Source organism: Edaphobacter sp. FHG110511_03 (assembly GCF_059115365.1).
The window spans coordinates 426621-448038 of record NZ_JBZYWL010000002.1; the positions used below are offsets into that span (position 1 = coordinate 426621).

Consider the following 21418-nt stretch of genomic DNA (forward strand, 5'->3'; position numbering starts at 1 on the left):
CATCACGGCATGATGATGCGGATTATAGAAACCTCGTTGCTCCATGGCAAGGGTAGGGTTCTGCGATCAATCCAACACTGTCTGATAAGTTTCACATCTCTCCTGCCCCATTTAGCGTAAAACCCTATTTAAAATCGGAAAAACAATCGTTGCACTGGTTTAGCCTGAACAAATTTGTTTTCGCATTTTTACAAGGGCTCGGAATGGATGATTTCCGCGAATGGGACCCATTCATAGTGTTTGGTACGTCTTATCCACAATTAGTAGTATTGAAACCGTTGATTCTGTGATCTCGTGAAGCTACAGTTAGCACAGTCTTACAACTACTGTGCTCTTCCCTAACGAAAAGCGAGCACAGCAGAGAGGTGACCTTTGCTTAAGCTCAAAAAAGTCCAGATCCTCGGATTTAAATCATTCTGTGACAGAACTGAGGTTCAGCTCTCCGGAGAAGGGATCGCCGCCATCGTCGGCCCCAACGGATGTGGCAAATCAAATATCTCTGATGCTATTACCTGGGTGCTGGGCGAGCAATCGGCCAAAAGTCTGCGCGGCGTCAAGATGGAAGATGTGATCTTCGCCGGGACGCGAGATCGTAAACCAACGGGCATGGCGGAGGTTTCGCTTACGTTGGTCGATCCCGAGGTCTATGACGGAACGGCGCTCTCTCCAGATGGTCCAGAGGTTATCGTCACCGATGAGCACCCCGCCGAGCGTATGGCGGAGATCTCCGACTGGGATGAGACCACGCTACGCCAGCAACATGCTCAAGAGACAGAAGACGCCGTGACAGAGGCTCAGCCGGGTACCGTGATCGAAGGAGAGGCAACCGAGCTTCCTGCTGAAGCCGCTGAGGGTACAACCAGCAACGTCGTCCTCAAAATTCGCCGTCGCAAGTTCAACCGTGCCCCGGTGCGCGCCGGCGAGCTGACAATTACGCGTCGCCTGTTCCGCTCCGGGGACTCGGAGTACCTGCTCAACGGCAAAATCTGCCGCCTACGCGATATCCAGGACATCTTCATGGGCACGGGACTTGGAGGGGAGTCCTACGCGATCATCGGCCAGGAGCGAATTGGCCAGCTTCTCAGCTCGAAACCCCTGGATCGTCGCGGCATCATCGAAGAAGCTGCCGGAATTACCCGTTTCAAGACGAAGAAGCGACTGGCTGAGCTGCGCCTGGAGTCGGCGAAGCAGAACCTCGCGCGTGTAAACGACATCTTCGAGGAAGTGACGCGGCAGATGGCCACGCTTAAGCGTCAGGCAGCAAAGGCAGAGCGATACGGGTCGTTAAGAGACGAGCTCCGCATGCGTTTGCGTGTGGTGCTTGCCAGCCGCATGGCCCAGATGGATGACGAGCATGCCGCAACGAACGAGCGAATTGCCACGCTGGGCACGCAGATCGATATCCAGGCGACGACGCTTGAGCAGATGGATGCGGAGCATACCGATGGTATTAACCGCGGCTATGCGCTCGATCAACAGATTCGCGAGGCCGGGTCGAGAGCGAACCAGTCCGCCGTGGAGCTTGAACGGATCGTCGCTCGAACAGCATCAAACGCTGATCGCATCGCAGAGCTGACACAGCGGCTCGCGACCAGTACCGAGGAACTTGCCCAAGGACGTGAGCAATTGACCTCGCTCGCCGGCGAACTGGAGCAGCATCGCAACTTCCTCGAAAATGCGACCACGGAAGCAACAAGCTCTCGTCAGTCAGCACAGCAACAGCAGGGTGAAGCCCAGGAAGCTATGCGCTCGCTCCAGGGAGCCGAGCAGCAGGCCGAACAGAATCGCCGCCAGACGCTGCAGCTTGTGCAACGAGCCTCGCAGACTCGCAACGAAGAAGCCCAGGCTGCGGCGGCTCTCACTGGACTCGAGCAAGAGGCACAGCGGCTTGAACGCGAATCCGAGGTGGCTCGACAGGAGTTGGAGACCCTCGGTCTGCAACGCGGACAGGTCAAGCTTTCGTTCGAATCTGTCACAGAGCGATTGAAGCGTCTTGAGGCCGAAGTAGCAGACATGCGGCTCCAGATCGATGCACGCCGTAAGGAAGAAAACGATAGCAAACGACGTGGCGATCAGCTTCGTGGCGAGCTTGCGACCCTCAACGGTCGTCGCAACTCCCTCGAGGGGCTGATTCGTGATCACAGCTATTCGACCGAGACGGTACGGAATATCTTCAAATCGAGCGCCGCCACTCAGTCAGGCAACGTAGCTCCGGTAGGAACGCTTGCGGACTTTCTCGAGGTCGACGGCAAGTACGAAAGTGTCGTCGATGAGTTCCTACGCGATGAGCTGAACTATGTTGTGGTAAAGAGCTGGGACGCCGCCGATGCAGGCATGCACCTTCTGCAAACGAACGTAGCGGGCCGTGCAACCTTCCTCGTTCACCCCAATGATGCGCAGGCGAACTTCTCTTTTGCCGAAGGCATGGCCAGCGAGGCGGCCAGCAGCACGACCCATATTGAAGGTGTTGTGCCGCTGCGCGAGTGCGTTCGGGTGCTCGACGGCTTCGGCAAATCGCTTGAGGTCATACTGCCTAAGCTGCGCGAGGGCTTCGTCGCGCCGGATTCTTACACGGCGCGTACGCTGGCGCTGTCGAACCCGCACGCCTTTTTTCTCTCCCCCACCGGGGAGACCTTCCATAACGTCACTGTCACTGGTGGACGCCCTCGAGCACAGGGCCCGCTGGCTCTAAAACGTGAGTTGGTGGAGGTCCAGCAAAAGATCGAGCAGGCAGAACAGGCTCTTTCGCAGGCTGATATGAGCACGGCGGATTTGCAGCGTCAGATCACCGATTTGACCGCGGCGATCGACAGCAAGACCCAGGAGAGGCGCGAAGCTGAGCGTGAAGTGGCAAACTCCGGAGCAGCGCTACGCCAGATGGAGTCCGAAACCGTGCGGATTGAGCGCAGGCTTCAGGAGTGGTCGCTTGCTACAGAGCGTAATCGGGATGCCAGAAATCAGAAGACAGAGCTAATCGGGCGAAAGCAGCAGGAGGCCGCAGCCTTTGAGGCGGAGCGGGCCGGACTTGAGAATTCGCTGGCTGAACTCCAGAGGCAGCTCGACGAACTGCGGGACCAACGAGAGAGGCTTCAGCAGTCGGCAGCCGAGGCGTCGGCTGCTCTGGCCGGATTAGAGGAACGCCGACGTAATGCACAGTCGAACTTTGACCAGACTTCGCGTTTGTACAACGGCCAGAATCAGCGGATCCAACAGATCGACCAGCAGATCTCCTCTTCTGCGACGGAAAAGTTGCGCCGCGAGGAGGAAACCGCAGCCCTTGCCACGCAACACACCGAGCTTTCGGAGACTCGTGCGAGCGCACTGGCGGAGGGAGAGCGCTACACAACAGAAGCCAATGAACTTCGCACAGCGGTAACCGAGCTTGACCAGCGCCTTCGGATATTGCGTCATGAGACTGAGGCGCTCCGCGAAGAGCGCGCAGCCCACACGGCGCGTGCGGCGAAGTTGGCATCGGACATCGAGCATATTGATGCTACTTGCCTGAACGATTTGGCAGTGGAAGCCTCTGTTTTGCGTGAGGACGGGACTATCGTCCGCATAGAAGGCGATTCGCTGCACGAGGAAGAAGAAGCATCTCGTTCCCTGAAACAGAAGCTTGAAGCGATGGGTCCGGTCAACATGATGGCGCTCGATGAGTACAACGAGACAACCCAGCGCCACACATTTCTCGAAACGCAGCGCAAGGACCTGCTTGATTCGATCGAGAACACACAGGCTTCCATTAAGGAGATCGATGAGATCTCACGGCAGAAGTTCGACGAGGCCTACCATGTGATCAATGAAAACTTCTCCGTCACCTTTTCGAAGCTATTTGGTGGCGGCCAGGCATTTATGAGGCTGACCGACACTGAGAACTCCGCGGAAAGCGGCATCGAGATCGTAGCCTCTCCTCCAGGCAAGAAGCTGCAGAATATCCTTCTGCTTTCAGGTGGAGAGAAAGCTCTGACGGCGCTCTCACTCCTGGTCGGTATCTTTCAATTCCAGCCCGCGCCATTCTGCATTCTGGACGAGGTTGACGCACCACTGGACGAGACGAACGTGGGCCGCTTTGCCAAACTTATCGCGGATATGAGTGCAAACACGCAGTTCGTCGTAATTACGCATAGCAAACGGACTATGGCGCAGGCAGACATCATTTATGGAGTTACCATGCAAGAGCCAGGTGTCTCCAAGGTTGTCAGCGTTAATCTAAATCGCCGAGACGATAACATCGCTCGGCGTGCAGTGGCCTGAGGGACAAGACAGTTCTTTCTCTCGCGCTGCAACCATAGCATTTTGTTGTATGCGAGTACGAACGCTAATATGCACCTGCCTCTAACCTTCGGCCTGCTGGGGCTGCTTACTGGAGCGGTGCTGCTGCTCCGTCTTCTATGGTGGAGGCTGCCTGGATGGCTACAAAGATTCATCCTGATCACCGCTTGCGCCATGGTTTTGTTCCGCGTTTTCTCTATCGCTTCTCAATGGAGCATGACTTCGACCCGGCTGAATGCGGTGATTTGCTGGGCGGCTGTGGCCGGTTATGAGGTTCTACTAGCTCGATTCAGCCTGATGAAGCCGCAGTGGCTTACCTCAACTAGCTCGGTTATCCTGCTCGCGCCATTGATTGGATCCACGCTGCTGATACCGCTAACGCGAATCTTCGACTGGTCCGCTGCCGATATTACGGTACTGGCGAACTCCTACATTCTTGAGAAGAGTCCCTGGGATACGGATTCTTCGGGAAATTCGGGAGTGGACATGATTGTTTTCTATCGACCACCTTTGATCCCAATTCTTCGTCATGTAGCCCAGCGAGCCACTTTCGGAGACGACGAATGCAATCCAGGAGCGGCGTCGGCACAGGTTGATCCGCAGCGTCGCATGGTGCATTTTCACTGCCCGGCACATGCCGACGGCAAGCCCGCAATCGACGTGATTCTCCCTCTTCGTTAGCTCCTCTCATGCGGCCCTGGAGGTGATACCGTCAAAGAGTCATGCACACCGCACTTCTGGAAACCCATCTCGGCTCTCTCTCCCCTGAAGCACGTGGCAAGGTTCGCGACATCTATTCCCTGAGCGAAAAAGAGCTACTCTTCGTAGCTACGGATCGCATTTCAGCCTTCGACCATGTGCTCGGCAGCGGCATCCCGGACAAGGGGCGCATTCTCACGCAGCTTTCCCTATTTTGGTTCGACTTTCTTAAGAGCACCGTCCGAAACCACGTGTTGACGGCAGACGCTCGGAAGTTCCCCTCATCCCTGGCCCCTTATCGAGATCAACTCGAGGGACGAAGCATGGTTGTACGCCGTGCCCAGATGTTCCCAGTAGAGTGCGTCGTGCGTGCCTATCTCTCTGGTTCGGGATGGAAAGACTACCAGGCGACCGGGGCCGTCTGCGGAATTGGACTGCCGACCGGCCTTCGTGAGTCGGATCGCCTTCCGGAGCCGATCTTCACGCCCGCCGCCAAGATCAACACCGGTGGCCACGACGAGAACATTTCTTTTGACGATGTGGTCGCGGCGGTAGGAGAGGATAACGCACGCGCCTTACGCCGGCTAACGTTGGAGATCTTCGAGAAGGCGTCCCGCCATGCCGAAAGCCGGGGACTCATCCTCGCCGATACCAAGTTTGAGTTCGGCCTGATCGACGGAGAGATCATTCTGGCTGACGAAGTCCTAACACCAGATTCATCGCGCTATTGGCCAGCCAATGTCTATTCCCCGGGTGGTCCGCAGCCTTCGTTCGATAAACAGTACGTTCGCGACTATCTCGAATCGATCCGCTGGAACAAACAGGCTCCCGCACCCTCGCTTCCCGATGAAGTCGTCGAGCAAACACAGGCAAAATATCTTGATGCTTTCCGGCTTATTACGGGACGCTCCGAGCTATGAATCCCCTGGACTGGCTGCTGGTCATCATTATCGCCATCTCGGCGATTCAGGCCTTCTTCCGTGGGCTTGTTTTGGAGCTGTTCTCGCTAGCAGGGCTTCTGTGCGGGATTGTTCTCGCCGCATGGAACTATTCTTGGCTTGCGGAAAAGCTATCTGGGTGGATCTCAAACACGGCCATCGCCAGCGTGGTTGCCTTTTTACTGATCGCTGTTGGCGTAATGGTACTGTCTGCCCTTCTGGGAAGGGTAATTCACGCCTCGGCGCACGCCCTCGGCCTCGGCTTTTTCGATCGTTTAGGGGGCGCAGCGTTCGGGTTGGCAAGGGGCGGTCTACTCGGAGTTGCGATTCTGATGGCCGTAACTGCTTTTCTTCCCAACGCAGGCTGGCTAAAAAATTCTCAGCTCGCACCCTATTTCATTGCTGGGTCACATGCGGTATCCTTCGTTGTACCTCACGACCTCGAGCAGCTAATCCTGGCCGGCGGATCCGAACTCAAGCACAACGCACACGATTGGATCAAATCGCATCCCTAGGGTCACAATGAGGAAGTGTCGCAATTAGACGACCAGCGAGGAGTAAGCCTTTGAAGCGCGAATTGGACGGTCTTGTCATTCAGATGCACAGCGCCGGTGTCTCCTACGCTGACGCCGTTCGGCAGTTTAAGCGACGCTATATTCTTGAAGTTCTTGCGCAGCACAAAGGCAATCAGTGCAAGGCCGCTGACGAGCTCGGCATGCACCGCAATACCTTGAGCCGAACCCTCGCCGAGCTGGAGATGGATACCACCCAGATCCGCAATGGCATGCGGCGTCCTCCTGCAAGCGAGCGCCCGCGAGTCCAGAGCATCACTCCCAGATTCAATCGAGGGGCGACGGGGGTCCGATAAGCGGATTTCTTCGTCCAACAAGCAACCATGCTTTTCATTTCACAACGCAACGCGTTTTCCTTCTGTGTCACCGCGTTTGCATTATCTCTCGGCCTACCCGCTGTAGTTGTTGCCCAACAGCCCTCACCGTCAGATGCCCAGTCCACCGACGTTTCCACTCGTAAGGCCGCTCCTCCTAAAATCACTCGACGTGAAGCGCGGCAAAGTGACGACGCCTATTTGGCAGGGGTGAAGCTACTCGACCGAGGGGATCTGGCAGGAGCAGAAAAGCAGTTCCTCAAAGCACATGAAATCGTTCCTTCCAGGACAGATTACGTACAGGCGGCTGCGCTTGCTCATGAGCATCGAGTTACCGAACTTGTCCAGCAGGCTGGAAGAGCTCGGCTGTCAGGCCACCCAGAAAGAGCCGACTCACTTCTTGCCGAGGCCCGCCAACTCGACCCCACTAATAACATCGTCAGTCAGCACACGAAAGACACCGTTCCGAGATCCATCTTCCACCCTGAGGTCAGGAATGAGGATGGGGTTGTCTTCAATCCCTTCGCTCGCCGCATAAGTACCATCGCAGGCCCGATTGCTTTATCGCCGTCTGTCGAGGAGCAGGAGTTTCATCTTCACGCTGACACCCAGCAGGTACTTCAGCAGGTCTTCTCGCGGTTCGGGATTCGAACCGTCTTCGACGATTCGGTCGAACACCAGAACTTACGCCTTGATCTTGAAAAAGTCTCCTACGCCCAAGCCTCAACCATCGCACTCTCCATGGCTCATGCCTTCGCCACGCCAGTCGATGCCCATACAGTCCTGATAGCGAAGGATACTACCGAGAGCCGCGAGAAATTCGAACATCAGCTTCAGGAGACGATATACGTTCCCGGATTCACATCATCCCAGATGAAGGAGTTGGGTACGGTAGTCCAGAGTGTCTTCGACGTCAAAAAGGCCAGCATCCAGAGTAATGGAGGCAGCATCTCCGTCCGAGCGCCAGAGGACACCATTTCAGCACTCAATTCCACTCTGGCCGATCTCATTGATGGCGGAGCAGAGGTAGTCCTGGATATCAACCTTTATACTGTGGATCGCACTCACCAACGCAACATTGGAGTTCAATTGCCGCAACAACTTGGCGTATATAACGCCGAGAGCGCGGCTCACGATATCGTCACTTCCAACCAGGATCTCGTAAACCAGGCCATCGCGCAGGGTCTAATTCCGGCTGGCGCCAACGACATCACAATCGCTCTCGCGCTCATCTCTTCTGGATTGGTTCAGAGTTCTCTTCTGGCCAACACCATCGGCTTTTTCGGAGGTGGACTGACGACGAGCGGCGTAACGCTTAATGCCTCAACGACCCTTCATCTCGCCCTCAGCTCCAGCGATACCCGCGCTCTCGATACCATCAAACTTCGCCTTGGAGACAGGGAGACCGGCACCTTTCGTTCAGGTACTCGATATCCAATCACCACGTCGACATACACAACCGGAATTGCCGGAAACACAGGCGCTCTCGCCGGAGTGACCGTAAACGGGGTAAGCGCACAGAATCTGGTCAATCAGGCCAGCAGCGTTACCATTCCACAAATTCAATACGAAGATCTTGGTCTCACGCTCAAGGCAACACCTACAGTGCAAAAATCGGGTCGCGTCAGTATGCAACTCGATCTGAAGATCGAAGCGCTCGCAGGCGGATCCCTCAACAACATCCCCGTGCTTGCGAACCGTCAATATGTATCTACGGTTACGGTTGGCGACGGTGAAAGTGCCCTTCTTGCCAGCTCACTTTCGCGCACGGAATCGGCTGCCGTCAGCGGACTCCCTGGTCTCAGCGAGCTTCCCGGCTTCCAGACTGCAACCGCTAACAAGGTATCGGAACTCGACACCAGCGAGCTGGTATTGTTGATTACGCCGCATGTTGTTCGCCATCGTTCCGACAATACGTCGGGACCGCGGATCGCGTTCGAGCAACGGCTTCCCGACTGACAATACGGTGAGATTCAGAGACTTGCGACATCTTCCTCCGTTTGACCGCAAAGGACTCGATCGCTATACTTGATCCTGTGAGAGCGGGAGTAGCTCAGTGGTAGAGTGCTTCCTTGCCAAGGAAGATGTCGCCGGTTCGACCCCGGTCTCCCGCTCCAAAATGTCCCTGCCTGCGTTACACTTCCCTTACAATCTGCGGGGCTGAGGCAGTGGTCAGGCCCCATTGAGGCGCGGTACCCAAGTGGTAAGGGAGAGGTCTGCAAAACCTTTATGCGTCGGTTCGATCCCGACCCGCGCCTCCAAATCTTCTCAATCACTTACAACGACTGATTGACCCGGTTGATGCGGATGGCAGCCAATTGCAAATCAAGCCCTGTCTAATCAGCCGCCTGAGCGACCACGCGGCACGTAAAACCTCCCCGTAGCTGTCCGCTCAGTGTCTCTGCCGCCATGTCCGCCGATGCGTCGAGGACATGCGCATAGAAACCGAGAACAATATCGGGACGCGAGTGACCAAGGCGTTCCTATGCCTTGATCGGTACCCGCGCCTCCACCATCTGTGTCGCTCCCCAATGCCGCAGGAGGCGCCACGTAATGTGCAGAAGGCCAAGCTCGTCGGCGACAGGTTGAATGACCCTGCCAAGAAGCTCTTCGTGTCGGAACGGACCGGGCTTCATCTTCTTTCCCGGTTTCTTGATGCGGTCCGGAAACATACAGTCTTCATCCGTTGCTCCCACTCGCGACTTTAGAGCAAGCGGTCGCTCGACGTCCGCCTCTGTCAGACGGATGGGGCGGTTGGTTCGGTGGTACTTCGGTGTGTGGAGCTTGCTATCTGAATGCGCGCTCCGTAAAGGCTAATCCCTACAAGCGACCTCATAAAAGCGCTCTTATCGTAAAATGCCTTCCGATTTTCGATGAGCGCCAAATCGCCAACTCACTCGTAGTCTCGTCCTTCAGGGCAATGCACTCACGGAGAAGGCTTGATTTCGTTGCCAATTTCCAAAGTTTTCTAGGAGATTAGGCGCTTCTTTCTCATTGATGAATTTACTGTCAAGAAGTCAGTTTTTGGGGACTTCCACGCTCACGGTTCCGCCGGCGCCGACGGTAACTCTTATCGATGAGATCATTCGGCCGCGAGGATCCGTTTCGGTCACGCTCTTCTCCTGTCGGTTGTTCACTAGCAGCGTTTCGTGGTGTCCATCGAACATTGCCCGCCAGATCAGCGCTGGACCGCGCTGGTTTGTGAAGGTGGTTCGGTGTATGCTGTCGTGCCGGATCGTGACTTCGCAAGCGCGAATCGGCAGATTGCGCACTTCGGCCCAGCCGATGCCCGTTCCTAGTCCTGACAACGTTTTGACCGTGACCTCCACCCAGTTACCGTCCACCGAGGAGAGCAGAGGAGAACTAAACTGTAGATTGACTCCCATAATGCTGCTGACAATGTCGCCTACTCGGGAAAATGAGACTTCAGGATATTCGAGGCGTGCATGGCTAAGATCCAGCAAGCCCGCTACTGCCGCCTCACGATCGTCGGGTCGAGTAAAGCCTCCGGCATCTGAAGTCCCCTCCGCATTCCAATCTAAGGAAACGTTAATGTTGGCACGTCGCCCGCAGCCTTCCAGGCGATAGTCCTTGTTGAGCCGGGCATAGAAACACTGGTCGGCCTTATTCCACCAGGTGTCCAGCAGAAGCTTTTCCACAGCAGCAGCTTTTTTCAGGAAGATTTCCGCAAGTTCGGCGTTTTCGCGGATCTGCTGGATATGTGCATAGGCAAGATAGGCCGCTCGCTGAGCTGCCAACACATCGAAGCCCATCACATAGGTATGGTCGCCTTCGTTGTAGCCGGGGATACCGCGGTTCTTTGGAAATTTTTTGGCCGAGTCGAAGATGCCGCGAGCATTCACCAGGCGCGGCCGGGTCATCACGTGATCCAGATCCAGGCCCCAGCGCTCAACATAGTCATTGACGGTGTGGTCATAAAGATTTATGAATACCGGATCCTCAACATAAATCAGGTCGCCGCTCCACACATACATCCTGTAGCAACAATCGACTAAATCGAAGTTCGAAGGAAGGTTGTACCAGAACTCCGCATCATTCTTGTAGTCCACTGGCGCGGGCCGGTTGAAACGGTCGATCTCCCAATAGCTGCACCAGTCCTTTGAGTCAGAGATATTCTCAGCGAACAGCCGCAACATGTTGCGATTGAAACGTGCCAGCCCCAGCGCCTGAGCGCCGAGTGCCTGATGACATGTGTCGCGAATGCAAAATCCTTCGCGTCCAGGCTCCACTGCTTCGTACCACGGGCCCACAGGGTCGCCATCGTCAAAGGTATAAGCCAGGGCCTGGGACTTCGCCCATTGGAAAACCTCCTCCAGCTTCGCACTCGAAGAATCGATCTCGAGCTTCGACTGAATCTGGGATGAGCCTGACTTGACTTTGCTGGCTCCGGTGATGAGCTGCGCCACAGCTGAATTCGAAACCATGCCGAAGAGCCCGAGGGCAGGGAGTGCTCCACAAAGTTCACGACGAGATAGATTTTTCACGCTGAGACCGCCCGGCTTGCGCAATTGAAATCACTTTGACGACCGCACTGTTTTGACATTGCTGAAACCTTTCCGGGCGGGAAACCACCGTTTCGAGAGCGACAACATGATAAATGTATCCGTATACAGCTGGTGTGCCAAAATGATTCTTGTCCGAGTAGAAAGCGACAGAGCAACCATGCATCTCAAGATACCCTCGCAGCGCCTCGAAGTAGCTGTGGTGTGGACCAGTTACCATCTAGGTCGCAATCCTTCGCTCGCCGAAAGATGCGGAAACCCGCAAGCAGTAGGGCAATCAATGTAAACCCTAAGAACAACGGGCGGTAGGGTTCCAAGGCCGATAGGCTTCCGATCCATGCACCACTGAAACCCATCATTACGAGAATAAGTGGCCCCAGGCAGCAGGAAGATGCGAGGACAGCGGCAACACCTCTCAATGCAAGAAACCCCGGACCATTTGTTGGTTTCGCGTTCACGCGCTTCTTCTCTCACGCGCTGCCTGTTGAATGAGGCCGACGGGAGGGGAGCCAGACCGCTTTCCCTCGTCATCGGAATACGTGCGGCAACCAAACCCAAATGTTTTTTATCTCCCTGGCGTCTGGCTCCACCTCAATCCCATCGATACGAATACTTGGCGAGCCCAGAAAGCCGAACTTCTGCGCCATTCCTGGATCGGTTATCTCCACTTCGTTCACAAGTATTGGGAGACCTTCGCTCCGGAGCGCCTTCCGGACCTGTTCAACTGCGGACTCGTGGTTGGGACATCCTTTGAAATACAGAACTTCGGCCTTCACTTTGGGCCTCTCTCGCGTCCCGATTCCAACTCTTGGAGAATAGGACATCGGGCACCGCAAAACCTTTTGAGGGCTGTGCTACATTGCTCTTGAGCTTTTGCCAGCCGCTTCTGAATTCGCCGGAGCCCGGTGATTTTCTCTTTCACCTGTTTGACTTTGTCTGCAATCAGATCCCGCACGTGAGAACATCCGTCCGGTTGGTTGTCCTCAATCAGTAACAACTCACGGATTTCCTGGAGAGAAAAGCCGAGGCTCTGCGCCCGACCGATGAGCTGCAACCTATCGACGGTGCTTTCGTCGTAGACCCTGTATCGGTGCGCCGAGCCAGAGGAATGAGGCTCTGCCTCTCGTAGAAGCGAATGGTGTCAACACTCAGTCCTGTGCTCTGGGCGACCCTTCCGATTTGCATCGATTACAGCCTCATCACCAGCATAAAGTCTGGAGTTCACTTCAGAGTCAAGCGCGCTGACATGAGCCACAACGGCTCAAGGTGAAACGTCGTCTTGCCAAGATCCGATGCCAACCGAAACTATATGCATATCGATGATCCTCCTTGTTAGAAGCTGCAACCACAATCGACCTGCCAACCAGGCAAATCAAGCGGTGGACCATCTCATTAATCGGCGGGGGCGCGGAATTATGTGAAGCGATTTTTGCCTCGAAATGTCCTTCCCACCTAAACCAAGCTATTGTCAGAACTTCTTGCAAATCGATCTAGACAATCGCTGAGTCTTCTGCTACATAATCTTTACAGCATTTTTTAACTTCACTAGCCTTGCCACTCTCCTCCTGGAGCGTGTTCGCAGTATCCTCGAGTTTCCCATCGGACTTGCACTGCTCGGTTGCCAAGCCGCAAACCAGTGAGTGCGAATAGAACGTTGCTTCCAGCTTATCCGCTGGAGTAGCGCTGTCAGTCAGCCAAGTAGCTGCTGGTATGCGCCAACTGAACTATTACCGTTGACTTTTCCAAAGTAATTACTGGCTTCCTCTTGTGAGTCCACTCACTAGGAAAAGAAATATTTTCAATGCTTGCATGTTGCGAAAGGGTGGATTGAATGCCTCGCTTTTCAGGTAAGTGTTTTCTTGTTGCGAAAAGAACGCTGACTTTCTCTTTCCTCTTCCTCGCTCTTCTCGAGATCACGAATGCGCAGGGGTCAGCTTCCAAGTCTGGCAAAGAGGTTCACGAGCAGCTGATTCCGGTCACCGACAAACTTGTTATCGAAAAGTGTGGAACCTGTCATGCTGCCGATTCAAACGGAAACCTCACTCGCATCTCTTCGGTTCGTACGACCCCCGAAGGCTGGGAAGAAGCCACCAAGCGCATGATCCGTCTGAACGGTCTGCAGCTCACTCCTGATGAAGCGCACCAAATCCTTCGTTATCTGAGCGACAGCCACGGTCTCGCCCCCTCGGAGGCCGCACCGATTCAGTACTTCGTTCAGCGAAGCATTGTTGATGAAAAGATGCCGGATGTCGCTGATGTCCAGCACTCCTGCGCCGCATGTCACGCACTGGCCAAACCCCTGAGTTGGCGCCGAACCCCGGAAGACTGGGATCTGCTTAAGAACATGCATGTCGCGTTCTTCCCAAGCATCGACGTTTCGTTCCGTCGTGCAGGCGCTCGAGGCGCTGGACGCGAATCCACCCCGAGCCCGTCTGGCGAGACTCCCAAGGAACCCGTAGATGTGGCTCTCGCTTGGGTCAAGAAGAGCACTCCCCTCATCACGCCGGAATGGTCCAACTGGTCATCCTCTGTCCAGACGCCAAAACTTGCGGGAACCTGGCTCGTATCTGGCACCCTTCCCGGCAAAGGCAAATTCTTTGGCCAAACCAAGGTTGAAGATAAGCCCTCAGACGGAGGTTACTCTACCAGTACACAAATAACCTTCACCTGTGGGGACACCTGGTCCAGCGCTGGCAGCAGTATCGTCTACACCGGCTACGCATGGCGCGGTCGCTCGAAGGGCGATGCAAAAATCGCAGGCGTCGAAGCACCGAGCGGAGTTCGCGAAGTCATGATGCTCTCAGGAGATCAATCTGAACTCACGGGCCGCTGGTTCTGGGGGACTTATCAGGAGTTCGGCATGGAAACCACCTTGCGCCGCGATACTGGTGCTTCCGTGGTTCTCGGCACGGACATCGGATCGCTCAAGGCTGGCACGTCCGATAATACAGTCCGCATCTATGGAGCTCACCTTCCTCCATCCGTCTCCGCCTCAGATGTCAACCTTGGACCTGGTGTCACCGTCACCAAGGTCGTCTCGAATTCGTCGCAGCTTGTTACGATCCTTGCTAGCGTCGATGCGAAAGCGACCCCTGGCCGTAGAATCGTCGCGGTCGGCGGTATTGCGATAGCCAACGCCTACGCCGTCTACGACAAGATGGACTATCTCAAGGTAACGCCCGCCACATCACTCGCCCATCTCGGAAGCGACACTCACTCCAAGGGCTACATGCAGTTTGAGGCAATCGGCTACAGCAATGGTCAGGATGGAAAGCCCAATACCGCCGATGACATTGAACTCGGTGCCGTTCCAGCGAAGTGGAAGATTGAGGAGTTTGTAGCCTCCTACGGTGACGACGACGTCCAGTACGTCGGGGCCATGGATGCCAAGACCGGCTTCTTCACTCCCGCCAGCGATGGACCCAACCCCAAGCGAAAATCCCAACGCAATAACTACGGAGATGTCTGGGCTGTAGCGGAGTTTACACCGCCAGGGGCCGAGAAACCCGTCACAGGCCGCAGCTACTTCATCGTCGCCGTTCCTCAGTACATGCAGTGGGATCAACCGGAGGTGGCCGAATGACGCTCTCACGCTCTGAAGTTCATACCTTCCGGGGTATCGACTATGACTTCGCTTACCTTGTGCCGAGCGGCGGGATCATCGCTCTCGACAGCATCTCGACGGAGCTTCTCGCACGGCTGGAGAACTCCCCCCGGACGCGCGAATCTCTCGTTGAAGAGATGGCAACCAGGGGATACTCCACCGCCGAGATCGAGGAATCGATCGATGAGCTATACGCTGTCTGCGCCATCCAGTCCGGAGCGCCTACGTATGAGCCGTCGCAGCCGCTGCCGGAGAACTTTCCCTTGCAAAGCATTGTTCTCAACGTCACTAACCAGTGCAACCTCTCCTGCTCCTACTGCTACGAGTTCGGCGAAGACAAGATCGCGACTCCCGACGGCAAGAAGAAGTTCATGGACTGGGAGACGGCTCAGGCTTCGGTCGACTACCTTTTCACCGAATCCGGCGATCGTCCCTCCGTTCACATTACATTCTTTGGCGGCGAGACTCTCATGAACTTCCCGCTCATGAAACAGGTCGTCGCCTATGCTCGTCAGCGAGCGGCTGAACTTGGCCGTAACGTCGAGTTCAGCCTCACCACCAACGCGACCTTGCTTTCCTCCGCCATCATCGAGTTTCTGACCGAAAATGGCATCGGCGTAACCGTCAGCATGGATGGCACACGAGAGATGCAGGACAAATTTCGCATCTTCTCGAATGGGAAGGGATCGTACGACATCATCCGGCCCAAGGTTGAGGAGCTCATCGCAAAACATCGCAGCCGTCCCGTCGGAGCCCGCGTCACCATGACCTCGGCCGCGATGGACGTGCGTAAAATCTACCAGCATCTCAAGCACGAGCTCGGCTTCCACGAGGTAGCCTTTGCCCCCGTGACCACCTCACCCGATCGCCTCTACTCCATCGGCGAGCCCGGAATGGATTCTGTCCTCGAACAGTTCAGCGCTCTCGCCGACGAGTATCTCGAGCACGCCCTTCGCGGCGAGCATCACGGCTTCTCGAACGTAAGCGATACCCTTGCCGAGCTGCACCAGGGAGTCAACAAATCCCTGCCCTGCGGCGCCGGGCTCGGCATGGTTGGCGTCGGCCCCTCGGGAGATATCGCCCCCTGTCATCGCTTCGTCGACTCTGACGAACATGTCCTCGGCAACATAGCGACGGGCATTGATCACGAAAAACGCAACGAGTTCCTTGGCCGAGGCAACATCGATACCAAGTACGACTGCCACACATGCTGGGCCCGCCCGCTCTGCGCCGGCGGATGCCATCATGAGGCCTTCGTCCGCTACGGCGATACCGGCCACGCTAATCTCCACTACTGCGACTGGATTCGGACCTGGACTAATAAGTGTCTCGAAATCTATGCCACCATCGCCGAAAAAAATCCCTCATTTCTGCAACACTTCGCTGAAAGGAAGGCTGCATGAAGCACCTACGCGCCATTAATCAAAAGGCTGTACGCATCGAAAACACTCTCCATGCCGAGAAGGAGGACATCGTCGCCCTCCAGTCCGGCGCACCCGCACCCAAGGCGCCTCATGTGCCCATGGGCTGCTCCATCGTCTTCTCCCCCGGATGGGAGGTCGACGCCGCTGGAGGTACAGCGGGTCTCTGCCAACCGGTCGAACGTGACCTCTTCGATTGCTATGTCTCCTGCTTCTGGCCCGCACAGGTTCCCGATCACATGAACAACTATCCCGACTGGACAAGCAAGTGTGCTCTCGCCACCAAGGATTGGCGCAACATCGATATCGTCTTCCCATAATTCTTTTGCAGTCACGTTGAGAGGAGCATCATGCGAGCCGTCGTAAAGTTTCTATCTGTCTGCGCCCTATCGGCCTTCAGCTTTGCCGCCGGCAACAAGACCACGATTAAACCCGCGGGGCAGCAACTGATGTATCTCGCCTCATGGCCCCACACCATCCATGTCATCGACATCAATCAGAACAAGATCATCGACAACATTGAGCTGCCGACCGATATCGCCCGCATCATGCTTCTGTCGCCGGACAAAACCAGGCTCTACGCGTCCACGATGCGCGACAACTCCATCGTCACCGTCGATCTCAAAACCCGTAAGGTTCTCGACTCCTTCTCGCTAAATTCCGGCCAGGAGACGAACCGCCTGAGCGGACTCGCGATCGATCCCACGGGTAAATACATCTACTCCCTCGTTACGGCCATCACCAAAAAGACCGATCGCTTCGAGATCGCCGACCCCAAGTTCGCCATCATCGACCTTGCTCAAAAAAAGATCGTCAAAAGCGCTCCATTCCCCAAAGATGAGGCTCCCGGCGGCCGCGCTCTTCTCCGCGTCTCTCCCGACGGAAAGTCGCTCTACGTCTTCCGTCAGCACATTCTCGTCGTGAATACTGACGATCTCAAGGTGACAAAGACCATCGAGCTCTCCAATCCCATTGCGCCGCCGGGAATGGACAACCTCTCTCTGAGTGTTCTCGAAGATCCCAACGAGCCACCAGGAAAGTTGATGAGCATCTTCAACGCCTCCGACCCATACGTGCATCGTGACATCTTTGGACTTGCCGAGATCGATCTCTCCAAGCAGACCTTCGACCTAACCCCGATCGGCCCCTCCGCAACCAGCATCCAGCCCCTCATGCTCTCTCCTGATCGGAAGCTCGGCTACACGGTAGCGATCAACGGCACCCATGGGGACCGCGTCACCGAATTCTGGGTCTTTGATATGGACAGCAAGAAGATCATCAACAAGCGTGAGTTCACCGGTCGTACCCGTCTCAACTTTGGGATGACCGCAGACGGCAAGAAGCTGCTGATCTACAACGCCGGCTACGAGGTCGAAGTCTACGACGCAAAGACGCTGGCGCTTGAGAGCACCATCAATCTTCAGGGCGACACAACCTCAAACCTGGTCGTCATGCCCCTTGGCAACTGATCAATACACTATGAGGCGTGCGTCTCTCCGACGACGGTACGCCTCTTTCTTTGCGGGATACTTCAAGGCAGCCAATGCAACATCAGTCGAACTCCCGGACTCCCATCCCGTTCCGTCAATACCGGCGCGCATTCATCTTCGTTGCACCTTACTGGCGCAACCTGCTTGCAGTGCTTTTGCTTGGACTCTTCTCCACCTTTGTCGGTCTTGCCCAGCCTTATATCTCGCGCCTTCTGATTGACGAAGCGCTCCTTCGCCGCAACCTCCATGCTCTGTGGCAGATCGCCACCGCGATGGTCGTCATAACCATCGTCGGCTTTGTTGTAAGCGCCGCCTCCAGTTATTGCTACACCCGGCTCTCAGCCGAAAGCCTCTTCCGGATGCGGCTCGCAGTCTTCGAGCATCTTCAGCGCCTCTCGCCTCGATACTTCGCTCACCACAAACTCGGCGATATCGTATCCCGTATCAATAACGACATCGGGGAGGTTCAGCGTGTCTGTGCCGATACGCTACTCTCTATCTTTTCCAACGTTCTCTTTCTGGTCGGCAGCCTAGTCATCATGGTATGGCTCAATCCGCGTCTGACCGTGGCCAGCCTCGCCCTGCTACCCTTCAGCGTCCTTGCACTGCGCCATTACCAGCGTCGCCTCACGCAACACACCTTCGAGTTGCGCCAACGCAGCGCCGACCTCGGCAGCTTTCTCATCGAAAGCATCATGGGAATGCGACTCATCGTCTCAACCGGTGCGCAGAAACGTGAAGCGGACCGATTCGCCACTCACAACGACTCCTTCGTCACTTCCCTCATCTCCATGCAGATGACTTCGTTTCTCGCCAGCGGACTACCAGGCACAGTCCTCACCCTGTCTACGGCAACTGTCTTCCTCTATGGAGGAAAGCTCGTCATTGAACATCAACTTACCCTCGGCGCCTTCGTAGCCTTCATGGCGTACCACGTCAAATTACTCTCCCCGGTGCAAAATCTCCTCGGTGTCTATACCAGCCTGCTTACCGGGGGAGTCTCTCTCGCACGCGTCTTCGAAGTGCTTGACGTCCCCGTTGAAGTTGCCGACTCTCAATCCCCTAGACCCTTTCCAGCCTTCAGCCACGAGATTTGCTTTCAAAATGTGGGCTTCCGCTACACACCCCAGGTCCCTGTCCTAACCAACGTCTCCTTCACTGTTCCCAAACACACCATCTGCGCCATAGTGGGCTCGAGTGGTGCCGGCAAATCCACTATAGGCGACTTGCTCGTTCGGTTCTTCGATGTTGAGAACGGCGCCATTACCATCGACGGCATCGACATTCGCGACCTCTCACTTGCCGATCTTCGCTCCTCCATCGCAATCGTTGAACAAACCCCCTACCTCTTCCACGCCACGGTCCGCGAAAATATCGCCTACTCCCATCCTTCCGCAGCAGTAACTGATATCCACGCAGCTGCCGCTCAGGCCGGCATCCATAACTTCATCGATTCCCTGCCCCACGGCTATGAAACGATCATCGGCGAGCGCGGTTCGACCCTCTCCGTCGGCGAACGCCAACGCATCGCCCTTGCCCGCGCCCTTCTTCGCAAACCTGCCATCCTCCTCCTCGACGAGCCAACCTCCGCTCTCGACCCGCGTACCGAATCGCTCGTAACCGAAAAGCTTGCCTCCGACCTCCGCTCAACCACCATCATCGTCATCACCCATCGCCGCTCTCTTGTTGAGACAGCGGATCACGTCATCGCCCTAGATGAGGGTCGCATCGTCCAGCAGGGCCACCCCAGCGACCTGCTTCACGCGCCCGGCTATCTCGCGCAGCATTTTTCAACAGCTGATTCACGCCTCCCTGAGGCCTCATTCGCATGAGCTCCCGCCTACGAATCGCCATGCTCGATAGCGGCGTCTTCGCCAACCACCCGCACATCCAGCGTCCCGTCTTGGGCGGTATTACTATCACGGCTGAAGGTCAGACCGAAGGCTTTCAAGACACACTGGGACACGGCACCGCAGTCTGTGCGCTTCTCCAGAAGATGGCTCCTGATGCTGATATCTTCGCGGTCAAGATCTTCGACTCTCGTCTCGCGACCTCCCTCTCCATCGTTCTCCGCGCAATCCACTGGTGCCTGCAAAAGCAGATCAACATCATCAATCTCAGTCTTGGAACCGCTAACCGCGATCACCTGCCACACTTCGCCGCTGCTATAGAAGAAGCCAGAAAAAACAATGCACTGATTGTCTCCGCCTACGAGGCGAACGGCATTCCTATGCTTCCCGGTTCAATCCCATCCGTGATCGGTGTCACCGAAGATCCCAGCTGCCCGAGGGAGTCCACCCGCCTCTTGGAGTCGCCCACGCCTCACGCGGCCGCCTGCCCATACCCACTCGACATTCACGGTGTGCCACGGGAACGTAATCTCCATGGAGTAAGTTTTGCAGTGGCTCACGTGACCGCTCACATTGCACGGTTGTGGCACGCTTCAGGTTTAGAGATTGACGGAAGCGACAACTGGCTAAATCGACTCGCGATCGATCAACCGTTGCCAGATCCTGTTCTGACAAGCAGCACTCACTAAGGCACGCTCTCCAGCGGAATCAGCTTACGATCTGCCAGCCTATATCGTGCTACGGGCAAGCTCGGTATGATCTGGTCAAACTCCGCAAGCCCTTTTCTCAGCGATTCACACTCAGCTCGCCAAAATTCGCTCACGCCACCGCAACTGTAAAACTGCAAGCAGAGCTGCAGGTGACGCTGAAAACCGTGCATCAGCCGCGACGCGTAGTGTTGCCCCAGAGAGACAACATCTTCTCCGGCAACGGCTGCCCGGATGACGGCCACCGCCAGAAACGCCTCACGCGCGGCATTCCCCGCGCCTTCGCCACATAAGGGATCGAAGTTCATTGCCGCGCCGCCGCATGCAATCCTCCTGCCGTCCAGCAGCCTCTGCCGCATCCGCGGATGCGATGCAACTTGGCCGCTCTCACTCACAACAAACTCAATCCGTGGCGCGATAAGCCTGCTTCTCCCCAATAGGTCAGACGCAGTGCCACCGACACAGATCAACGAGGCCATCCCATCGCCGAGAAACAACATGAACAACCAGCCCGTCTGAACAGACTCCACCCAGCACGCATCTTCCTCTGCATTCTCACGAAGCTTTACATGCGCAAAGCGCGCCGTGCGTGTTCCATAACTCCACTCCAATGCAGAACTCTCTTCTCCTTCATCACGATAGGATGCGACAACCCAACTACCATTCACCTGTGCAGGTCTACGAACGCTAGAAACGCGCTGCCACAGTCTCTTCAGCAACTCCTCCTCGGAAACCACCACTCCCTCGTGAGGCAAGACCACCGGGGTCTTCGCTTCGCCCCACAACACAATGCGTTTAGTAATTCGCGGAAAACCCGAGAAGAGATCCGCACCGTTCTGGTTTGTTTCGAATATCTCCTGCAACAGGCGCTGCGTCTGCTCTCCCAGCAGAATCGCTGCCAGCTTTGGGCGTTCCGCAGCAACCAACGCACAATCCATCTTCGCGTCGATCAGCAAACGCCCCGCGCAAACCGCGGCGATGCCGTCCCCTTTCAGGATCACACACTCTGTCGCACTTGCAATCGACTC

Annotated in this window: 17 protein-coding genes, 2 tRNA genes and 1 pseudogene; 14 read left to right on the forward strand and 6 right to left on the reverse strand. The window is 56.0% G+C overall.

Annotated elements, in window-relative coordinates; all coding sequences use genetic code 11:
- Positions 1 to 372 precede the first annotated feature (372 nt).
- The 8 genes from smc to AC5S26_RS11280 all read left to right on the forward strand — a co-directional run bounded on the left by smc (position 373) and on the right by AC5S26_RS11280 (position 9056).
- Positions 373 to 4254 carry a chromosome segregation protein SMC gene (smc, locus tag AC5S26_RS11245; RefSeq protein WP_494184986.1) on the forward strand — a complete coding sequence of 1294 codons (3882 nt, stop codon included), beginning with the start codon at positions 373 to 375 and terminating at the stop codon, positions 4252 to 4254.
- Between the two features lie 69 nt (positions 4255 to 4323).
- The gene (locus tag AC5S26_RS11250; RefSeq protein WP_494184987.1) at positions 4324 to 4953 is read left to right on the forward strand and encodes a hypothetical protein; all 630 of its coding nucleotides are present in this window, start codon (positions 4324 to 4326) and stop codon (positions 4951 to 4953) included.
- 41 nt (positions 4954 to 4994) lie between these two features.
- Positions 4995 to 5891, forward strand: a complete 897-nt coding sequence (locus AC5S26_RS11255) for a phosphoribosylaminoimidazolesuccinocarboxamide synthase (protein ID WP_494184988.1) — start codon at positions 4995 to 4997, stop codon at positions 5889 to 5891.
- Positions 5888 to 6424: a CvpA family protein gene (locus tag AC5S26_RS11260; protein ID WP_494184989.1), complete on the forward strand. Its 537-nt coding sequence runs from the start codon at positions 5888 to 5890 to the stop codon at positions 6422 to 6424. Before AC5S26_RS11255 ends, AC5S26_RS11260 begins: the two co-directional genes overlap by 4 nt.
- Positions 6425 to 6474: 50 nt before the next feature.
- Positions 6475 to 6777: a helix-turn-helix domain-containing protein gene (locus AC5S26_RS11265; RefSeq protein ID WP_494184990.1), complete on the forward strand. Its 303-nt coding sequence runs from the start codon at positions 6475 to 6477 to the stop codon at positions 6775 to 6777.
- 27 nt (positions 6778 to 6804) lie between these two features.
- Positions 6805 to 8754: a type II secretion system protein GspD gene (locus tag AC5S26_RS11270; RefSeq protein WP_494184991.1), complete on the forward strand. Its 1950-nt coding sequence runs from the start codon at positions 6805 to 6807 to the stop codon at positions 8752 to 8754.
- An 83-nt stretch (positions 8755 to 8837) separates the two neighbouring features.
- Positions 8838 to 8912 (forward strand) — tRNA-Gly (locus AC5S26_RS11275).
- 69 nt (positions 8913 to 8981) lie between these two features.
- Positions 8982 to 9056: transfer RNA gene (locus AC5S26_RS11280), tRNA-Cys, on the forward strand.
- A gap of 222 nt (positions 9057 to 9278) precedes the next feature.
- Here the strand turns inward: AC5S26_RS11280 and AC5S26_RS11285 are convergent.
- The 5 genes and pseudogenes from AC5S26_RS11285 to AC5S26_RS11305 all read right to left on the reverse strand — a co-directional run bounded on the left by AC5S26_RS11285 (position 9279) and on the right by AC5S26_RS11305 (position 12503).
- The gene (locus tag AC5S26_RS11285) at positions 9279 to 9467 is read right to left on the reverse strand and encodes a hypothetical protein (RefSeq protein ID WP_494184992.1); all 189 of its coding nucleotides are present in this window, start codon (positions 9465 to 9467) and stop codon (positions 9279 to 9281) included.
- A gap of 345 nt (positions 9468 to 9812) precedes the next feature.
- On the reverse strand, positions 9813 to 11300 hold the full coding sequence (locus AC5S26_RS11290) for a hypothetical protein (protein WP_494184993.1): 1488 nt from the start codon (positions 11298 to 11300) through the stop codon (positions 9813 to 9815).
- Positions 11301 to 11485: 185 nt separating this feature from the next.
- Positions 11486 to 11776, reverse strand: a complete 291-nt coding sequence (locus AC5S26_RS11295; RefSeq protein ID WP_494184994.1) for a mercuric transporter MerT family protein — start codon at positions 11774 to 11776, stop codon at positions 11486 to 11488.
- A 69-nt stretch (positions 11777 to 11845) separates the two neighbouring features.
- Positions 11846 to 12094, reverse strand: a complete 249-nt coding sequence (locus tag AC5S26_RS11300; protein ID WP_494184995.1) for a DF family (seleno)protein — start codon at positions 12092 to 12094, stop codon at positions 11846 to 11848.
- Positions 12091 to 12503: pseudogene (locus tag AC5S26_RS11305) on the reverse strand (MerR family DNA-binding protein). The gene AC5S26_RS11300 and the pseudogene AC5S26_RS11305 overlap by 4 nt, the downstream one beginning before the upstream one ends.
- 646 nt (positions 12504 to 13149) lie before the next feature.
- Here AC5S26_RS11305 and peaA point away from each other — a divergent pair.
- The 6 genes from peaA to qhpE all read left to right on the forward strand — a co-directional run bounded on the left by peaA (position 13150) and on the right by qhpE (position 20372).
- Positions 13150 to 14901, forward strand: a complete 1752-nt coding sequence (gene peaA, locus AC5S26_RS11310; protein ID WP_494184996.1) for a quinohemoprotein amine dehydrogenase subunit alpha — start codon at positions 13150 to 13152, stop codon at positions 14899 to 14901.
- The gene (gene peaB / locus AC5S26_RS11315; RefSeq protein WP_494184997.1) at positions 14898 to 16325 is read left to right on the forward strand and encodes a quinohemoprotein amine dehydrogenase maturation protein; all 1428 of its coding nucleotides are present in this window, start codon (positions 14898 to 14900) and stop codon (positions 16323 to 16325) included. The genes peaA and peaB overlap by 4 nt, the downstream gene beginning before the upstream one ends.
- Positions 16322 to 16663, forward strand: coding sequence for a quinohemoprotein amine dehydrogenase subunit gamma (gene qhpC / locus AC5S26_RS11320; RefSeq protein ID WP_494184998.1), 342 nt, complete (start codon positions 16322 to 16324; stop codon positions 16661 to 16663). Before peaB ends, qhpC begins: the two co-directional genes overlap by 4 nt.
- Positions 16664 to 16693: 30 nt before the next feature.
- A complete protein-coding gene (locus AC5S26_RS11325; RefSeq protein ID WP_494184999.1) occupies positions 16694 to 17812 on the forward strand; it encodes a YncE family protein in 1119 nt (372 codons plus the stop codon).
- Positions 17813 to 17886: 74 nt separating this feature from the next.
- A complete protein-coding gene (locus AC5S26_RS11330; RefSeq protein WP_494185000.1) occupies positions 17887 to 19665 on the forward strand; it encodes an ABC transporter ATP-binding protein in 1779 nt (592 codons plus the stop codon).
- Positions 19662 to 20372, forward strand: a complete 711-nt coding sequence (qhpE, locus tag AC5S26_RS11335) for a subtilisin-like serine protease QhpE (protein WP_494185001.1) — start codon at positions 19662 to 19664, stop codon at positions 20370 to 20372. The genes AC5S26_RS11330 and qhpE overlap by 4 nt, the downstream gene beginning before the upstream one ends.
- Here qhpE and AC5S26_RS11340 read toward each other — a convergent pair.
- The gene (locus AC5S26_RS11340) at positions 20369 to 21391 is read right to left on the reverse strand and encodes a hypothetical protein (RefSeq protein WP_494185002.1); all 1023 of its coding nucleotides are present in this window, start codon (positions 21389 to 21391) and stop codon (positions 20369 to 20371) included. The genes qhpE and AC5S26_RS11340 overlap by 4 nt on opposite strands.
- Positions 21392 to 21418 lie beyond the last annotated feature (27 nt).

Coding starts and splice junctions, on each gene's coding strand:
- AC5S26_RS11250 (WP_494184987.1), top strand. CDS start 4,324: ATGCACCTGCCTCTAACCTTCGGCCTGCTGGGGCTGCTTACTGGAGCG.
- AC5S26_RS11255 (WP_494184988.1), top strand. CDS start 4,995: ATGCACACCGCACTTCTGGAAACCCATCTCGGCTCTCTCTCCCCTGAA.
- AC5S26_RS11260 (WP_494184989.1), top strand. CDS start 5,888: ATGAATCCCCTGGACTGGCTGCTGGTCATCATTATCGCCATCTCGGCG.
- AC5S26_RS11270 (WP_494184991.1), top strand. CDS start 6,805: ATGCTTTTCATTTCACAACGCAACGCGTTTTCCTTCTGTGTCACCGCG.
- AC5S26_RS11285 (WP_494184992.1), bottom strand. CDS start 9,467: ATGTTTCCGGACCGCATCAAGAAACCGGGAAAGAAGATGAAGCCCGGT.
- peaA (WP_494184996.1), top strand. CDS start 13,150: ATGCCTCGCTTTTCAGGTAAGTGTTTTCTTGTTGCGAAAAGAACGCTG.
- peaB (WP_494184997.1), top strand. CDS start 14,898: ATGACGCTCTCACGCTCTGAAGTTCATACCTTCCGGGGTATCGACTAT.
- qhpC (WP_494184998.1), top strand. CDS start 16,322: ATGAAGCACCTACGCGCCATTAATCAAAAGGCTGTACGCATCGAAAAC.
- AC5S26_RS11325 (WP_494184999.1), top strand. CDS start 16,694: ATGCGAGCCGTCGTAAAGTTTCTATCTGTCTGCGCCCTATCGGCCTTC.
- AC5S26_RS11330 (WP_494185000.1), top strand. CDS start 17,887: ATGCAACATCAGTCGAACTCCCGGACTCCCATCCCGTTCCGTCAATAC.
- qhpE (WP_494185001.1), top strand. CDS start 19,662: ATGAGCTCCCGCCTACGAATCGCCATGCTCGATAGCGGCGTCTTCGCC.